The 16,222-nt window shown below is 63.2% G+C and carries 14 protein-coding genes; 9 read left to right on the top strand and 5 right to left on the bottom strand.

Translation table 11 applies throughout. The annotated features are described in order from the left end of the window. Nucleotides 1-24 precede the first annotated feature (24 nt). Complete coding sequence (locus ACEWPM_RS06540; RefSeq protein WP_393961627.1) at nucleotides 25-444, top strand: hypothetical protein; 420 nt, start codon at nucleotides 25-27, stop codon at nucleotides 442-444. Here the strand turns inward: ACEWPM_RS06540 and ACEWPM_RS06535 are convergent. From ACEWPM_RS06535 to ACEWPM_RS06520, 4 genes are all read right to left on the bottom strand, one after another. Next, nucleotides 441-2,009, bottom strand: coding sequence for a Ppx/GppA family phosphatase (locus ACEWPM_RS06535; protein WP_393961626.1), 1,569 nt, complete (start codon nucleotides 2,007-2,009; stop codon nucleotides 441-443). The genes ACEWPM_RS06540 and ACEWPM_RS06535 overlap by 4 nt on opposite strands. Nucleotides 2,010-2,106: 97 nt before the next feature. Further along, complete coding sequence (locus ACEWPM_RS06530; protein WP_393961625.1) at nucleotides 2,107-4,281, bottom strand: RNA degradosome polyphosphate kinase; 2,175 nt, start codon at nucleotides 4,279-4,281, stop codon at nucleotides 2,107-2,109. A gap of 64 nt (nucleotides 4,282-4,345) precedes the next feature. Then, on the bottom strand, nucleotides 4,346-5,038 hold the full coding sequence (locus ACEWPM_RS06525) for a P-loop NTPase family protein (RefSeq protein ID WP_393961624.1): 693 nt from the start codon (nucleotides 5,036-5,038) through the stop codon (nucleotides 4,346-4,348). Continuing rightward, entirely contained in the window at nucleotides 5,038-6,105 is a 1,068-nt protein-coding gene (locus ACEWPM_RS06520; RefSeq protein WP_393961623.1) for an AI-2E family transporter, read from the bottom strand. The genes ACEWPM_RS06525 and ACEWPM_RS06520 overlap by 1 nt, the downstream gene beginning before the upstream one ends. 165 nt (nucleotides 6,106-6,270) lie before the next feature. Between ACEWPM_RS06520 and proS the strand changes: the two genes are divergently transcribed. From proS to ACEWPM_RS06485, 7 genes are all read left to right on the top strand, one after another. Then, nucleotides 6,271-7,626: a proline--tRNA ligase gene (proS, locus tag ACEWPM_RS06515; protein ID WP_393961622.1), complete on the top strand. Its 1,356-nt coding sequence runs from the start codon at nucleotides 6,271-6,273 to the stop codon at nucleotides 7,624-7,626. Next, nucleotides 7,627-8,127, top strand: a complete 501-nt coding sequence (locus tag ACEWPM_RS06510; protein ID WP_393961621.1) for a DUF2937 family protein — start codon at nucleotides 7,627-7,629, stop codon at nucleotides 8,125-8,127. A 55-nt stretch (nucleotides 8,128-8,182) separates the two neighbouring features. Continuing rightward, nucleotides 8,183-9,472: a lipoprotein-releasing ABC transporter permease subunit gene (locus ACEWPM_RS06505; protein ID WP_393961620.1), complete on the top strand. Its 1,290-nt coding sequence runs from the start codon at nucleotides 8,183-8,185 to the stop codon at nucleotides 9,470-9,472. Beyond that, nucleotides 9,465-10,148 carry an ABC transporter ATP-binding protein gene (locus ACEWPM_RS06500; protein ID WP_393961619.1) on the top strand — a complete coding sequence of 228 codons (684 nt, stop codon included), beginning with the start codon at nucleotides 9,465-9,467 and terminating at the stop codon, nucleotides 10,146-10,148. Before ACEWPM_RS06505 ends, ACEWPM_RS06500 begins: the two co-directional genes overlap by 8 nt. Nucleotides 10,149-10,201: 53 nt before the next feature. Further along, complete coding sequence (locus tag ACEWPM_RS06495) at nucleotides 10,202-11,197, top strand: Ldh family oxidoreductase (RefSeq protein WP_393961618.1); 996 nt, start codon at nucleotides 10,202-10,204, stop codon at nucleotides 11,195-11,197. A 60-nt stretch (nucleotides 11,198-11,257) separates the two neighbouring features. Beyond that, nucleotides 11,258-11,665: a DUF4864 domain-containing protein gene (locus ACEWPM_RS06490; RefSeq protein ID WP_393961617.1), complete on the top strand. Its 408-nt coding sequence runs from the start codon at nucleotides 11,258-11,260 to the stop codon at nucleotides 11,663-11,665. Nucleotides 11,666-11,807: 142 nt separating this feature from the next. Further along, a complete protein-coding gene (locus ACEWPM_RS06485) occupies nucleotides 11,808-14,099 on the top strand; it encodes a right-handed parallel beta-helix repeat-containing protein (protein ID WP_393961616.1) in 2,292 nt (763 codons plus the stop codon). Between the two features lie 53 nt (nucleotides 14,100-14,152). On the opposite strand, the gene ACEWPM_RS06480 is transcribed toward ACEWPM_RS06485, so the two are convergent. Further along, nucleotides 14,153-14,716, bottom strand: coding sequence for a cupin domain-containing protein (locus ACEWPM_RS06480; RefSeq protein ID WP_393961615.1), 564 nt, complete (start codon nucleotides 14,714-14,716; stop codon nucleotides 14,153-14,155). Nucleotides 14,717-14,880: 164 nt separating this feature from the next. Between ACEWPM_RS06480 and ACEWPM_RS06475 the strand changes: the two genes are divergently transcribed. After that, the gene (locus ACEWPM_RS06475; protein WP_393961614.1) at nucleotides 14,881-16,158 is read left to right on the top strand and encodes a 4-aminobutyrate--2-oxoglutarate transaminase; all 1,278 of its coding nucleotides are present in this window, start codon (nucleotides 14,881-14,883) and stop codon (nucleotides 16,156-16,158) included. Nucleotides 16,159-16,222: the final 64 nt, after the last annotated feature.

The following is a 16,222-nucleotide window of genomic DNA, read 5'->3' as shown; positions in this document are numbered from 1 at the left end:
CGGCAGAGGCGCTATATTGAATCTATGAGACAGATTTTTCTTCCCCTTGCGCTTGCCGCCACTCTTGCCATGCCCGCCGCCGCGCAGGAGGCTGATCCGTCCGAGGATGGCAGATCGCTCATTGAAGACGGCGCGCGTATGCTGCTGGACGGTCTGATGAAAGAGGCGCAGCCGGCGATGGAGGGCTTGCGCGATATGGCCGAGCGGTTTGGCCCGCAACTGCGCAGCTTTGCTGAGGAGATGGGGCCGGCGCTGGCCGAGATCCTGAAGGATGTCGATGATCTGAGCGTCTACGCCGCGCCCGAGCGATTGCCGAATGGGGACATTATCATCCGCCGCAAGGTGCCTCTGGAGCCGGATCGGGAGAGGCCGCAAGATGACCGTCGGGAGCGGCCTTCCCCAAGCAATGACGTTCCGAGAGCAGACAGCGAGATCGAGATCTAGGAGGGCGCCGCGTCCTTGACCGTGGGAGTGGCCCCCAGCGACGAGGCCAGCGAGGCGAAGCGCGCCTGCGCGACCTCGCCGAAAAGTGGTTTGGCCTCGGGGGCGAGACCCAGTTCCAGAACCTTTTTCTTGGGATAGTAGTGCAGGGCGCCTGGAGGCGCCTCGCGCTGCAGCCAAAGCATCGCGCCAAAGCGCATCGCGCGGCCGAGGATTTCGGCATCGCGGCGCAGCGATTCGTCGATCAGGCGATTGACGTCCTCAAAGCGGGTGTGCCCAGTCGAGTTGGAATAGCGGTGCAAGAGGGCCAGCCCGAGGAAAATACGCTCGGAGTGCTTCAAGCCACCCAGATTGGCGCGCGTCGCGGTGTCGAAGCAGATATCTGCGCGGTAATCGGGGTGCGCGCGCCAGTTCACGTCATGCAGCAGGCAGGCGGCCTTGATCAGGCGCACCCGCTCGGGTTTCGCCGCTTTGAACAGTGGCATGATGAAATGATAGAGCACTTTGCCAAAGCCGGGCACGCGCGCGTCCTTCGCCTCGGTAAAGCGGCAGGCCTCGATCAGGGGATCGCGGTCGCGCAGTTGCTGGGGCATCTGCTCATAGAGCATCCCCTCGCGGATGCCGTAGCTTGAGACGGCGATGTCATGCGGCTTGAAGATGCGCACCACCTCGCGCAGCACTTCGGCGGCCTGCGGCACCAGCGCCATACGCGCCGACGAGACGCCCGCGCGCTGGCGCAACGAGTTGAGATCGCCCGAGGATTGCAGATAAGCCAGCGTGTCGCGTACGGAGGAGGCGCGCATGCGGTATTCATGCAGAACGTGCAGCGGATAGGCGCGCCGCTCCATATCGATGCGCGCGATGGCGCGCCATGAGCCGCCGACAAGGAAGAGGCGGTTGCGCTGCTCGCCCAGCTCGGCGGTCATGGCTTCGATCGTCTCCGAGATATAGGCCCGGCGTGCGCGGCGCCCACCCTTCATATCGCGCAGTTTGAGTGGACCCAGTTGCGAGGTGACGCGCCGCCCAACGGTGCCGCCGTTGATCTCGGCCAGTTCCATGGACGAGCCGCCGATATCGCAGACAAGGCCATAGGCGCCGGGCCAGCCCAGCAGGACGCCCTGCGCCGAAAGGCGCGCCTCTTCGCGCCCGTCGATAACCCAAAGCGTGAGGCCGGTTTCCTCTTCGACCTCGCGGCGGAAATCATCGCCATCCAGCGCCTCCCGCACGGCGGCGGTCGCGACGCAGGTCAGCGGTCCGGTCTCCATCGCGCGGGCAAGATGGGCAAAGCGGCGCAGCGCGCTGAGCGCGCGGGCGCGGCCCTCGGGGTTGAGCCGCCCGGTTTCGGACATGCCCGCGCCAAGGCCACACATGATCTTTTCGTTAAAAAAATAAGCCGGGCTGCGCGCCGCTCCGTCGAACACCACCATTCGGACCGAGTTGGAGCCAACATCGACTACGCCGACCCGGCGCAGGCCGCGTGCAGAGGGTGAATCGAAGAGAGAGCGGCCAAATGGGCTGAAAGCCGCGCCGCTATCGGCGCTGTCGCCTTCGGTTTCGGGTGTGCTCATACTCTCACCAGCCCTCGTCGTTTTCCTGCCGTCTTATGAAACACGCGAGTATCCGCCGTCAACGCATGTGCTGCGTGCCGGACCATCTGGGGCAGAATCAGTCTTCGGCATGGGTCAGTTTGGGCACATCGGCGGCCCCCGCCGTGCCGCGCCCGGACAGCGACGGGTTTTCCATGAAGAAACGGTGGCAGTTGAAGGCAAATTCGCCTTCGGGTACCGGCGTGCGCTCGAAACTGCCATCGGGCTTCATCACCCAGCTTTGTGCGGTATCGGCCATGTTCGCGGCCAGAACCTGCGAGGTGATCTGCGCCTTGACGGTGGGGTTCTCGATCTCGACCAGTGTTTCCACGCGGCGGTTGAGGTTGCGGCCCATCCAGTCGGCGGAAGAGATGTAGACGCGCGCCTTCTTGTGCGGCAGGCCATGGCCCGCGCCGAAGCAGACGATGCGGCTATGTTCCAGAAAGCGTCCGACGATGGATTTGACGCGGATATTCTCGCTGAGGCCCATGACGCCGGGGCGTAGCCCGCAGATGCCCCGTACCACAAGGCTGATGCGGACCCCGGCCTGACTGGCGGCGTAGAGCGCATCGATGATATCCGGCTCGATCAGCGCGTTCATCTTGGCCCAAATCTCGGCGGGGCGGCTTGCCTTGGCATGTTCAATTTCGGCGCCGATCATTTCCAGCAGGCGGGGCTTCAGCGTGGTGGGCGAAATGGCGAGGTTTTCCAGCATCTCGGGCAGGGCATAGCCAGACAGGTAGTTGAAGACCTTGGTGGCATCGCGCCCCAGCGCGGTGTTGCAGGTAAAGAAGGACAGATCGGTATAGATGCGCGCGGTGATGGGGTGGTAATTGCCGGTGCCGTAATGGGTATAGGTCACCAGATGATCGCCCTCGCGCCGGACCACCGTGCTGATTTTTGCATGGGTTTTCAGATCGAGGAAGCCATAGACCACATGAGCGCCGGCCCGCTCCAGCCTGCGCGATTGGCGGATATTCGCAGCCTCGTCAAAGCGCGCCTTGAGCTCGACCAGCGCGGTGACGGATTTGCCATTTTCGGCAGCTTCGCACAGCGCCTCGACGATGGGCGAGAGGTTGGATGTGCGGTAGAGCGTCTGTTTGATCGCCACCACATCGGGATCGTTTGCGGCCTGTTTGAGAAAGCGGACGACCATGTCGAACGTCTCGTAGGGATGATGCAGCAGCATGTCCTTTTGCCGGATCGCTGCAAACATGTCGCCGTCGAAATCCTGCACCCGCTCGGGCACGCGGGGCGAAAAGCTGGGCCAGAGCAGGTCAGGGCGGGCGTCCAGCACCAGTTCCTTGAGGTCGGCAAGGCCGATCATGCCCTCGACCTCGACCACCTCGTCGGCAGTGACGTGCAATTCCTCCATCACGAGGCTGCGCAGCGCCTCGGGGGCATCGGCGGTGATGTTCATGCGCACCACCTCGCCGCGGCGGCGGCGTTTCAGCGCGACCTCGAACTCGCGCACGAGATCCTCGGCTTCTTCCTCGACTTCCAGATCGCTGTCGCGCAGCACCCGAAAGGCGCAATGGCCTTTGTATTTATAGCCAGGAAAGAGGCTGTGCAGGTGCAGTATCAGCAGTTCTTCAAGCGGCAGGAAACGGTGTGCACCGCCACTCGCGGGCAGGGCGACAAAGCGGTCGATCTGCTGCGGGATAGGCAGGAGCGCCTGCAAAGGGCGCTTGTCGCGGGTGCGCATAAGGTTCAGCGCGAGGGTATAGCCAAGGTTTGGAATGAAGGGGAAGGGATGCGCCGGGTCGATCGCCAGCGGCGAGAGGACCGGAAAGACATTATTCAGGAAAACGTCGTTCAGATAGGTTTGATCATCTTCGGTCAGGTCCGCACCTGACATGATGGTGATTTGCTCGCCCTCCAGCTCATCACGGAGCTTCTGATAGGTCTGCTGCTGCGCGCCCAAAAGGCGGCGGGCATTCTCGTTGATCAGCACCAGCTGCTCGGCGGGGGTCAGACCGTCGGCGGCGGGCGTCGTGTTGCCCGCGCGGGCTAGCTCGCGCAGGCCGGCGACGCGCACGTTGTAGAACTCATCCAAGTTAGTGGCCGAGATCGACAGGAAGCGCAGCCTTTCCAGCAGGGGCACGCGGGGGTTTTGCGCCTCCTCCAGCACGCGCCAGTTAAAGCCGAGCCAGCTAAGCTCACGGTTGTAGAACCGGCCGGGACCGGTGCGGTCCAGATCCGGTAGATCCTGAGCGGGCGGGAACGGAGAGGCAAGGAAATCGGCGTGATTCATGTGGGGGAAATAGCGGCCTGATATGACTGGAATGTGACAAAGCGCGGCAAGCGCGAGTGTGGCGCTAGAGGCCCAGCTTGTCCAGCGCCTCGGCGGCCAGGGCGCGCGTGACGGGACGCCGCCGCTCGAGCGCGAGCCGGTCCAGCTCGGCCACCACGCGGCTCGCATCCCCGAAGGCGCGCGGCATGCGCCGCACGAGGTAGGGGATGGTGCCCGGCGTTGGCAGGATCTGCCGGTCGCCCATCTGCTTCATCAGGACCGCTGCCAGCAGTTCGTCATCCGGCTCTTTCAGGGTGCAGGTCGGCGTGGCCTGCATCCGGCTGGCCAGGTCGGGCAGAATCAGCGGCCAGTGATTGGGGGCGCTGCGCGCCGTGATCAGCAGCGAATTACCCTCGGCCAGTGTGAGGTTGTGCAGGTGGAAAAACGCCTCTTCCGCGTCCTTCTGACCTGCGACGGTATCGGCTCCCTCGATGGCCACATGGCCTGCGGCGAGGGCAGGGATATCGGCGCCGGGCAAATCCCGTGCCGCCAGGATGACCGCTCCGCAGAGATCGCGCCAGACATGGACCAGATGCGTCTTGCCTGAGCCGGGCGGACCATTCAGCACCAGCTTTCGCGCGGGCCAGTCCTGCCACCCTTCGATCAGGGCGACGGCGGTGGCATTGGCAGAGGAGACGTAGAAATCATCCCGGCCCTGCGCGGGCACGGTGACCAGATCGAGGCTGAGCTGACGGGGCGGGGCAATCCGGCGCGCCATCAGAGGCCGTCTTGCTTTGGGGCCCCGCGGTAGAGCTGGCTGTCCTTGTAGCGCCCGATGGCATAGCGCGCCAAGACGCCGATTGCCGCCGCGACAGGGACCGCCACCAGCATCCCGACAAAGCCGAACAATGTGCCGAAAACCGTCAGGGCAAAGATCAGCCAGACAGGATGCAGCCCGATCGAACTGCCGACCAGCTTGGGCGTGAGGATATTGCCCTCGATCGTCTGCCCCAGCACGAAAATCACCGCAACAAGGCCGATTTGCAGCCAATCCCCCCAAAACTGGAAGAGCGCGAGGCCAATGGCCAGAATGCCGCCCACCAGCGCGCCGACATAGGGAATGAAGGTCAGAAGGCCCGCGGCAAAGCCCACGACGAGCCCGAATTGCAGACCGGCCAGCATTAGCGCCACAGCGTAATAGGTTCCAAGGATGAGGCAAACAGTGCCCATTCCCCGGATGAAGCCTGACATCGTGGCATCGATCTCGCCGGCGAGATACCGGATCACGGGAGCATGTTCGCGTGGCAGCAGGTCGTCTATGCGCGCCACCATGCGGTCCCAATCATAAAGGAGATAGATTGCGACGACCGGCACCACGACGAAAAGAACAAGCACGCTGATCAGCGAAGAGACCGAGCCGAGCACCGCCTCCAGCATCTGGCCGCCGCGTTCCTGGATTGTCTCGCCGATGGCCGTCAGCGACTGGCGCAGTGCACTGTCGGCATCAGCAATGTCGGGAAAGTGCTTGTTGGCAAAGACTTGCAGCTTGCGCGTCAGTTCCGGCGCGCTATCGATCAGGGCGGTGGCCTGATTGACGAGGGTCGGCACCACCAAGAGGGTCATCGCGATGAAGACCAGCAAACAGAGGACCGTGATGACTGCAACCGACATGGCGCGGTTGAGCCCCAGACGTTCAAGCCGGTCGGCAACGGGGTCGAGAAAATAGGCGATGGCCGCGCCGACGACAAAGGGCAGGATCACATCGCCAAGCACCCAGAGTACGCCGAGAAAGACCGCCGCAGCGATCCCCCAATATTTCAGCTGCGTCGATACGGGCAGGGCCATGATGTCCTTTCAGGTGGGCGTCTGACACATGTCGCCCAAGCAGAGCGCGCTTTCAAGTGCGTGTTTGCGCCGAAACGGTGCCTTGTGCACCACGCTTGGCTTGCCGGGGGGCGCGTCAGGCCATAAACGGGGGGCAAATGTCCCTGTCCCTCCGAGAGGATCGTCATGCGCCTGTCCCGTTATTTTCTGCCCGTTCTGAAAGAGACGCCCGCCGAGGCGCAGATTGTGTCCCACCGCCTCATGCTGCGCGCGGGCATGATCAAGCAGGCGGGGGCCGGGATCTATTCGTGGCTGCCGATGGGCTTCAAGGTGTTGCGAAAGCTGGAGAATATCGTCCACGACGAGCAAATTCGCGCAGGCCATATGCCGATGCTGATGCCGGTGATCCAGCCGGCCGATCTCTGGCGCGAAAGCGGGCGCTATGACGCCTATGGCGCTGAGATGCTGCGCATCAAGGACCGGCAGGACCGTGATATGCTGTTCACGCCCACAGCGGAAGAGTTGATCACAGATATTTTTCGCGCAAATGTCAGCAGCTACAAGGATCTGCCGCTGACGATGTACCAGATCCAGTGGAAATTCCGCGACGAGATGCGACCGCGCTTTGGCGTGATGCGGGGCCGCGAGTTCTATATGAAGGACGGCTACAACTTCGATTTGACGAAGGAGGATGCGCTGCACGCTTATAACCGCCATCTGGTCAGCTACTTGCGCACCTACGAGCGTATGGGCCTGCAAGCCATCCCGATGCGTGCCGATAGCGGCCCGATCGGCGGCGACGACACGCATGAGTTCCTGGTACTGGCCGAAACCGGTGAAAGCGAGGTGTTCTACGACAGCGAAATCACCGATCTGAAATTCGGCGACCGCGATCTCGACTACCAATCGCACGAGGCCTGCCGCGCGGTCCTGGACGAGTTCACGTCGCGCTATGCCCGCACTGACGAGACGCATGACGAGGCGCTGTTCAATGATATCCCCGAAGAGCGCCGCCGCACGGCGCGCGGCATCGAGGTGGGGCAGATCTTCTACTTCGGCACCAAGTATTCGGACGCCATGGGCGCAACTGTCCAAGGCCCCGATGGCAAATCCGTGCCAGTCCATATGGGTAGCCACGGGATCGGTGTCAGCCGTCTTGTGGGCGCGATCATCGAGGCCAGCCATGACGACAAGGGCATCATCTGGCCCGAGGGTGTGACGCCCTTCCATGCGGGGATCGTCAACCTCAAGCAGGGCGATGCCGAGGCGGATGCGGCCTGCGAGGCGCTGTATGACGGGCTGGTCGCGCTGGGCCTCGACCCTCTCTACGACGACCGGGACGAGCGGGCGGGCGGCAAGTTCGCCACGATGGACCTGATCGGCCTGCCGTGGCGGATTACCGTCGGGCCGCGCGGTCTGAAGAACGGTGTGGTCGAGCTGACCAGCCGCCGCACCGGCGAGAGCGAGGAAATGCCGCCCGAAGATGCGATCAAGCGCCTTGCCGAGATCTATGCGCCCCACCGCGTGGCGATGCCGTTCTGAATGCTGCGCGCCCTCACATTGGTGGGCGGTCTTGCCGGGGCGGCGGGGCTATCGCAGTTTCCCGAGTTCTCGCAGCAATATGTGCAGCGTCTGGGGGGCGCGGTGGATGAACTGGGCCGGTTCGTGGCCGAGTTCGATGCCGATGCCGCCGAGGTCGGGCTGAGTCGCGAGACCGCGCTGTCCGATCTGGCGCAGGGCGGCGTGATGGGGGGGCAGCGGGCCGAGACGATGGAGGGCGTGATCCAACGCCATCAGCGTCTCGCGGAGGACTTGGCGGCGCTGCGCAAGGCCGGGCCGTTTACTCGCGCCCACCGGATCGGCAAGTTCGCCGATCCCGAAATCGCCGGGGCCGCGTGGCAGGCGTTTCAGCCCGCCGTGCCGCTGACCGCGGCGGGCGGCATCTTTGCCGGGGCTGGATTTCTGGGCGGGCTGGCCACGGTCGGAGGCGTTCTGGCGCTTTTGCGTGCGCCGTTCCGCCGGAGACGTGCCCGCGTCGCTTGACGGCGGGCGGCCACCCGGCGCAAGTTGCGCCGAATTTTGAGGAAAGGTTCCTGACGTGGCAGGCAAATCGCCCCCCTTCGCGCCGTATGAATGGATGATCGCCTGGCGTTACCTGCGCGCCAAGCGGGCCGAAGGCGGCGTCAGCGTAATGACTTGGATCAGCCTTATCGGGATCACGCTGGCTGTGCTGGCCCTGATCGCGACACTGGCCGTAAGAGCCGGATTTCGCGCGGAATTCGTCGATACGATCCTTGGGTCGAACGCGCATGTCACCGTCTATGACGCGGGCGAGGTCGACGCCGCATCGGGCCGGATCGACCGGCTGATCGAGGATTATCCCGCCATGGCCGAGCGTGTGCGCGCCGTCCCAGGCGTGACGCGCGTCGCCCCCCTGATCAAGGGGCAGGTGATGGCCAACGCGCGCGACCGCAACGCCGGGGTCGAGGTGTTCGGGATCACACTGGAGGATCTCAAAGGCATTCCTCGCATCGCGGACCCCAAGACCGGGCAGGGTGATATCGCGCAGTTCGGGACCGGTATCGCCATCGGCTCGGGCGTGGCGCGCGAGCTGGGTGTGGGCGTGGGCGACCGAGTCAAGATCATCTCGCCCGGCGGGGTCAAGACGGCCTTTGGCACCACCCCGCGCGTCAATGCGTATGACGTGGCCTATATCTTCAGCGCCGGGCGCTGGGATATCGACCGAACGCGCGTTTACATGCCCTTTTCCGAGGCGCAGTCGTTTTTCAACCGCGAGGGCGCGGCGGATGAGCTGGAGGTGATGGTCACCGACCCCGAACATGTGAGCGACATGGCCGTACCCCTGATGCAGGCGGCAGGCGAAGGCGCGCTTCTCTGGACGTGGAAGGACCAGTCGGGCGGCTTTCTGCGCGCGCTGGAGGTGGAGGACAACGTGATGTTCATCATCCTGTCCATTCTCGTGCTGATTGCGGCAATGAACATCACGTCGGGCCTCATCATGCTGGTAAAAAACAAGGGACGCGATATCGGGATCCTGCGCACGATGGGCCTGACCGAGGGCTCGGTGTTGCGTGTCTTCTTCATTTGCGGTGCGTTTACCGGCATCATCGGCACGGCGATGGGCGTGATCCTAGGGTGCCTTTTCGCCATCTATATCGACCCGCTCTTTGCCTTTGTGAATTGGGCGATGGGGGGCGAGATATGGGATCCTTCGGTGCGCGGCATCTACTACCTGCCCGCCAAGCTGCAATTTGGCGATGTGATGTCGGCCGTCGCCCTGTCGCTTACGCTGTCCTTCATCGTGACGATTTTCCCCGCGCGCCGCGCCGCGCGCATGAACCCGGTGGAGGCGCTGCGCTATGAGTGATCCCGTACTGCGACTGAGGGGTATCGAGAAGATCTATAACCGCGGCAAGGAGGCCGAGATTGCTGTCCTGCGCGGCGTCGATCTGGAGATCGCGCGGGGCGAGATCGTGGCGCTGGTTGCGCCTTCGGGGGCCGGCAAATCCACGCTCCTGCATATTGCGGGGCTTTTGGACACGGCGGATGCGGGCGAGGTGTCGATCGGCGGCGAGGTTATGACCGGTCTTGGCGATCGTCGGCGCACGGTTGCGCGGCGGCGGGACGTGGGATTTATCTACCAGTTTCATCACTTGCTGCCCGAGTTCACCGCGCTGGAGAATGTCGCGCTGCCGCAATTGGCCGAGGGTGTGCGGCGCCGCGAGGCGGATGCGCGCGCGCAGGAACTACTGGATCATGTCGGCGTCGGGCCGCGAGCGGGGCATCGTCCTTCGGCCATGTCGGGGGGCGAACAGCAGCGCGTCGCGTTTTGCCGCGCGCTGGCGAACAAGCCGCGCCTTCTTCTGGCCGATGAGCCCACGGGTAACCTCGATCCGGCCACCTCGGACCAGGTTTTTGCCACGCTGATGGGGCTCGTGCGCGAGACGGGCCTGTCGGCGCTGATTGCGACCCACAACCTCGAGTTGGCAGGGCGCATGGACCGGGTGGTCAAGCTGGATCACGGGGGAATCGTGCCGGGGTGATTGACGCGGTGGCCGGCGCGGCGCAAAAGGCGGCATAGCCCAAGGAGCCTGTCATGCCCGTGATCGAGACACGTGAAATCGAATTCCTGTCCAAGGCCGCGCTGATGCGTCATGGCGCCGAGGAGTGGATTGCCGCCAGCGTGGCGGATGCCATCCGAGAGGCGGAGGCGACGGGCAACCGGATTTGCGGACTTTATTATCTGGAAAGCTATTGCCAACAACTGAGCAGTGGCCGGGTCATGGGCACGGCCGTGCCCGAAGTGACGCGTCCGCGGCCGGCCTCGGTTCGGGTGGATGCGCGGTTCGGATTTGCGCAGGCGGCGTTTCAGAAAGCGCTGCCCGAAGCGATCGCAGCCACGCGCGAGAATGGCACGGCGTCACTTGCGGTCTGCCATGCGCATACCTGCACCTCTCTGGGCTATTTCACCGGGCAGATTGCGCGTGCGGGTCTGATCGGGCTGGGCCTGACCAACGCGACGCCCATCGTCGCGCCGCCCGGCGGTAGCACGCGGGTGATCGGTACTAACCCCATCGCATTCTCTGTGCCGGACGGGCAAGACGGCATCGCCATGCAGTTCGATCAGTCAACGACAACGGTTGCGCTGGGCAAGATCACGATGGCCAAGGCCGCGGGTGAGGCGATCCCCGAAGGCTGGGCCGTCGACAAGGAGGGTCGTCCGACGACCGATCCCGAGGCAGCGCTGGCCGGCTCACTGGTCAGCCTTGGAGGCAGCGCGGCGGGCTACAAGGGCTGGGGCTTCGGCCTCATGGCCGAAGTGCTGGGGGCAGGCATGACCGGAGGCCTTGCCAGCCTCGATGTGGCGCCGCTGAAAGCGCCCGAGGGGCCGCCGCATGATTTGGGCCAGTTCTATCTGCTCATCGACCCTGGGATGTCCGAGCATTTCGCCGCCCGCCTTGCCCGCCTTGCCGAGGGCGTAGCCGCCAATGAAGGCGCGCGGATGCCGGGGCAGGGGCGCAATGAGACTAACAGCGTCGACGTCCCGGATGCCCTCTGGGCGCAGCTTCAGGGGCTGGCCGGGCGCAGCTGACGGCTTTGTCATTTGCCCGAGTGAAGGGGCGGCGTATCTTCTCCGGTAGGGAGAGATACTATGAGACATTTCATACTGGCACTATGCGCTGCGGCTGCGCTTGGCCTGCCCCAAGCGTCCAGCGCGCAAGAAGAGCCGATCCGCGCCGTGATCGAGGCGCAGATCGAAGCCTTCGAAGCGGATGATTTCGCCACGGCCTTTACTTATGCCAGCCCGACCATCCAGGGCATGTTCGGCACCGCGCAGAATTTTGGCGCGATGGTCAAGGGCGGCTATCCGATGGTTTGGCGCCCGGATGATCTGCGGTTTCTGGCATTGGAAGAGCGGGCCGGGCAGCTCTATCAGGACGTGATGATCCGTGATCTGGACGGTGCGCTGCATATTCTTGAATACCAGATGCAGCAGGGCGAAGATGGGTGGAAAATCAACGGCGTGACCATCCGCCGCGCGACTGCCGGAACAGCCTGAGGCGTTCCCATCGTCACGGTGCTGCCAGCATGCGTTAACCTTGCATCATTAAATCCCTCAGCCAACCGGGCGCGCCCCGGTCTGGCGTCAATAGTGACATCCGCCGTCCGCTGGCCGGGCCGGGTGCGAAAGGGAAAGCAAGATGAACAAGGCAGTAACCGACGGCATCCTCTTCATGCCGCCGAACTTTGCGGATGGGCTGGGCGTCTGGTCGAGCGGTGATGGCACGCCAGGCTCCGACACCTATCTGAACGCGCCGAATGCGGCTTTTCTGCCCGCCGATCAGGATTTCGGCGGGGCTCTTGAGCTGCAGAAAGCACAAACGGTGCAGCGGCTGCGCTATATGGGGCAGACGCCGATCCTGCCGGGCTGCTATCTGCGTGTCACGGCCCGGATCAAGGCAGTGTCGGGCAACCTGCCAACGGTGCGTATCGCGGGCCGCGCCAGCCTGGCGACCGGCGGTGGGATCAGCGGCGTGGATGAGACTGGCCCCGAAATCACGCTGACGCAATATGGTGAGGTGGTTGAAGTCAGCGCGATCGTCGGCACAGGTCAGCGGCCCGGCGTCGATATGGTATGGGGGCCAAGCGCCGCCTATGGCCATTTCGGGCTGGACCTGACCGGCGGCAATGGCGGTATCGTGCGCATCGATGATCTGGTGATCGAGGATATCACCCGTGTTTTCCTGCGCGATCTGATCGACACGGTTGATGTGCGCGATTTCGGCGCCATCGGCAACGGCGTGCATGACGACGCCGCGGCCTTTGAGGCGGCCGATGCGGCCGCATCGGGCCGTGACGTTCTGGTGCCGGACGGGACCTACCGGCTGGGTGACAGCGTGACGATGCAATCGTCGGTCCGATTTGACGGCACGGTCGTCATGGCGCGCGAGCATATCCTGTCCCTGACGCGCAATTTCAACCTGCCCGCGTATATCGACGCCTTCGGCGATGAGCAGGAAGGATTCCGCAAGGCATTTCAGGCACTTTTGAACAATTCGGGTCACGATTCGCTTGATATGCAGGGACGCATCATTTCGCTGACAGGCCCGATCGACATGGCCGCCGCAGTGCCCGACAAGACTTCCTATTCGCAGCGCCGCCTGATCAAGAACGGCCAATTCTCGGCGCTGGAGCGCGAGGCTTGGGAGACCGAGGTGGTCACCTCGCGCGCGACCTATTCGGCCAATGACCCCCTGCGCCTGACCAATGTGGTTGGCGTGTCCAATATTCCGCTGGGCGCGGTTGTCGAGGGCAGTGGCGTCGGGCGCGAGGTCTATGTCGCGGGTATCGATATTCCGGCGCAGGAGGTGCGGCTGAGCCAGCAGCTATATGATGCGGCAGGCACGCAAAATTTCACCTTTCGCCGGTTCAAATACATGCTGGATTTCAGCGGCTTCGAGAAGCTGAGCAAGTTCAGCCTGTCGAATATTGAATTTCAGGCCGGCGGTGATTGCAGCTGTGTGATGCTGCCGCAGGCGGGCACCGGGTTTCATTTCCGCGATTGTTTCTTTACCCGGCCCAAGGATCGCGGGATTTCCAGCCTGTCGGTGGGCGATCAGGGCATGATCGTGGACAGATGCCAATTTCTGTCAAACGAGGATGCCGAACTGGTGGCCGACCGCACCTCTATCGCGCTGAATGCCAACGCCAATGACGTCAAGCTGCGGGACAACCGCGTCACGCGTTTCCGCCATTTCGCGCTGCTGGCCGGCTCCAGCAATATCGTCTCGGGCAATCACTGGTTTCAGGGGGACGCGTCCAATGACGGCACGCGCTCGGCGGGCCTGATCCTGACGCGCACCAACAGCCGCAGCACGGTCAATTCGAACTATGTCGATAATTGCTTTATCGAGTGGAGCAACGAGCATGACGCGGCGCCGGAGTTTTCCAGCGAGTTTTCCTTCAGCGCGCTCAATATCGTGGACAATGTGTTCCTGGCCGGGAATGTAGCGCCCTGGTTCACCTTTATCGTGGTCAAGCCGCACGGGTCGGGGCATTTCCTGAACGGCGTCAACGTCAGTGGCAACTCGTTCCGGATCATCGACGACCCCATCGACAGGATCGAGCGGATTGATACGACCTTTGCCAATCTGGACTACAACCGGATCAAGAATATTGCATTCGCAGACAACACGTTCGGCAATATCTACCACCCGGTTTCCAGCCCCTTGATGATCGAGTACGAGCAATCCTCGCCCGAGCAGACCTGGACCATAGACGTCGGCCAAAGCTTGCCGTTCGGCGCCTTCGCACAGACCGTCACATCTGCCATCCCCGCAGGGCCATTGCGCAACGCTTCCGGAGCAATCGTGCATGTTGCGCCTTATTATGAGGCCAAGCAGGGGCCTGACAACAATTGGGTGCGCCTGCAATTCGGCACGCCCGTGCGTGGCACGATGACGGTGACGATGCGGATCGACGATCCGTTCTGATATTTTCGCAGGGATAGGAGAACGGGCAGACCTGCGGGTCTGCCCTTGTTCGTTTAAAACGTCGGCGGCGTGCAGGCGCTGATGATCTGGCAGGGCTCGGGGCCGACCTGCCGAAAGCGGTGGGGATTGCGGCTGTCGAAATAATAGGCGTCGCCGGGTCCCAGTACCTTGCGCTGGTCGCCCACCGTGACCTCGACGCGGCCCTTGACCACGATACCGCCTTCCTCGGCCTCGTGGCCGATCATTGTGCGGCCGGTATCGGCGCCAATCTCATAGGTTTCGGCAAGGATCATCATCGCGCGGCCATAAAGCGTCGTGCCGACCTGGCGCAGCGAGACGCCGTTCTTGCCGATCTGGGTCAGCTCTTCGGCAGCGTAGAAGACCTTGCGCTCGGCCTCAGGCTGAAAGGCAAAGAACTCGGACAAGGCGATCGGGACCCCTTCAAGGATGCGCTTGAGGGCCGAAACCGAGGGGTTCATCTTGCCCGCTTCGATCAGAGAGATGGTCGAATTGGGTACACCCGTCTTTTTGGCCAGCGCCCGTTGCGACAGGCCCGCCTGCGCCCGTACCGCCTTGAGTCGCGGCCCCAATTCCAGATCACCCTTACTCTCGGCCATGTTTGCGTTCCTGAACAGTTTTAACCCAGCTACAATTAAATCAATGGCTTGGCTTGCGCAAGAAACAGACTTTTGAGCGCTGACAAAACGGCGTACAGCAGGCGTCAGAAACCGGCGGGGCGAATCCGCGCCGGATATGGTACAATTTCTCGAAAGGATGCGTCATGTTGAACGCCGAGATCGCTGAACGCCGCACGGGCGCCATTTCCCAAGGCGTGGGCATGATGACCCAGGTCTATGCCGACCACGCCAAGAACTCCGAAGTGTGGGATGTCGAGGGCAACCGCTATATCGACTTTGCCGCAGGGATCGCCGTGGTCAATACAGGCCATTGCCACCCCAAGGTGATGCAGGCCGTGTCAGATCAGGTGACGAAGTTCACCCATACCTGCCACCAGGTTCTGCCTTATGAGAATTACATCCGCCTCGCCGAGCGCCTGAACGAGAAGGTCCCGGGCGATTTCGAAAAGAAGACCGTCTTTGTCACCACCGGCGCCGAGGCAGTGGAAAACGCGATCAAGGTCGCGCGTATCCACACGGGCCGGTCGGCGGTCATCGCCTTTGGCGGAGCGTTTCACGGCCGGACGTTCATGGGTATGTCCCTGACGGGCAAGGTCGCGCCCTACAAGAAGGGCTTTGGCGCGATGATGCCGGATGTCTATCACATCCCGTTCCCGATCGACCTGCACGGCATCTCGACCGAGGACGCGATGGCGTCGATGACGCAGCTCTTCAAGTCCGATCTGGATCCGGGCCGCGTTGCAGCCATCATCATCGAGCCTGTGCAGGGCGAGGGTGGTTTCTATCCGGCGCCTGCCGAACTGATGCGCGGCCTGCGCAAGCTCTGCGATGAGCATGGCATCGTGATGATCGCGGACGAGGTTCAGACAGGCTTCGCGCGCACCGGTCATCTCTTTGCGATGGAAGGCTACGGCGTCGCGGCGGACATCACAACGATGGCCAAGGGACTCGCTGGCGGTCTGCCGCTGGCGGCGCTGACGGGCCGCGCCGAGATCATGGATGCCGCGCATCCGGGCGGTCTGGGTGGCACCTATGGCGGCAACCCGCTGGGTATCGCGGCGTCGAACGCCGTTCTCGATGTGATTGAGGAGGAAGACCTCTGCAACCGCGCGAACGAGCTTGGCTCGCGCCTCAAGCAGCGGCTCGAATCGATCCGCTCGACCACGCCCGAGATGGTGGATGTGCGCGGCCCCGGCTTCATGGTGGCGGCCGAGTTCAACCTGCCCGATGGCAGCGCGCCCAACCCCGACATGACCAACCGCATCCGCATGGAAGCGCTCAAGCGCGGCCTGATTCTGCTGACCTGCGGCGTCTATGGCAACGTGATCCGCTTCCTCGCACCGATCACCATTCAGGACGAGATCTTCGCCGAGGCGATGGATATCCTGGAAGAGTCGATCGCGGCGGCGCGCGCGGCGTAAGGCTGCGCGATAAGGGCGAAAGACAGGGGGCGGGTCGAAAGACCCGCCTTTTTTCTTTGCGCGC

It is taken from the genome of Roseovarius maritimus (assembly GCF_043355895.2).
GTDB lineage: Bacteria > Pseudomonadota > Alphaproteobacteria > Rhodobacterales > Rhodobacteraceae > Roseovarius > Roseovarius maritimus.
Note: the sequence above shows the minus strand (reverse complement) of the source record. Positions and strands in the feature narration are given on the sequence as shown.

Coding starts and splice junctions, on each gene's coding strand:
- ACEWPM_RS06480 (WP_393961615.1), bottom strand. CDS start 14,716: ATGGCCGAGAGTAAGGGTGATCTGGAATTGGGGCCGCGACTCAAGGCG.
- ACEWPM_RS06510 (WP_393961621.1), top strand. CDS start 7,627: ATGCTGCGCGCCCTCACATTGGTGGGCGGTCTTGCCGGGGCGGCGGGG.
- ACEWPM_RS06485 (WP_393961616.1), top strand. CDS start 11,808: ATGAACAAGGCAGTAACCGACGGCATCCTCTTCATGCCGCCGAACTTT.
- ACEWPM_RS06500 (WP_393961619.1), top strand. CDS start 9,465: ATGAGTGATCCCGTACTGCGACTGAGGGGTATCGAGAAGATCTATAAC.
- ACEWPM_RS06495 (WP_393961618.1), top strand. CDS start 10,202: ATGCCCGTGATCGAGACACGTGAAATCGAATTCCTGTCCAAGGCCGCG.
- ACEWPM_RS06525 (WP_393961624.1), bottom strand. CDS start 5,038: ATGGCGCGCCGGATTGCCCCGCCCCGTCAGCTCAGCCTCGATCTGGTC.
- ACEWPM_RS06530 (WP_393961625.1), bottom strand. CDS start 4,281: ATGAATCACGCCGATTTCCTTGCCTCTCCGTTCCCGCCCGCTCAGGAT.
- proS (WP_393961622.1), top strand. CDS start 6,271: ATGCGCCTGTCCCGTTATTTTCTGCCCGTTCTGAAAGAGACGCCCGCC.
- ACEWPM_RS06475 (WP_393961614.1), top strand. CDS start 14,881: ATGTTGAACGCCGAGATCGCTGAACGCCGCACGGGCGCCATTTCCCAA.
- ACEWPM_RS06540 (WP_393961627.1), top strand. CDS start 25: ATGAGACAGATTTTTCTTCCCCTTGCGCTTGCCGCCACTCTTGCCATG.
- ACEWPM_RS06535 (WP_393961626.1), bottom strand. CDS start 2,009: ATGAGCACACCCGAAACCGAAGGCGACAGCGCCGATAGCGGCGCGGCT.
- ACEWPM_RS06490 (WP_393961617.1), top strand. CDS start 11,258: ATGAGACATTTCATACTGGCACTATGCGCTGCGGCTGCGCTTGGCCTG.
- ACEWPM_RS06520 (WP_393961623.1), bottom strand. CDS start 6,105: ATGGCCCTGCCCGTATCGACGCAGCTGAAATATTGGGGGATCGCTGCG.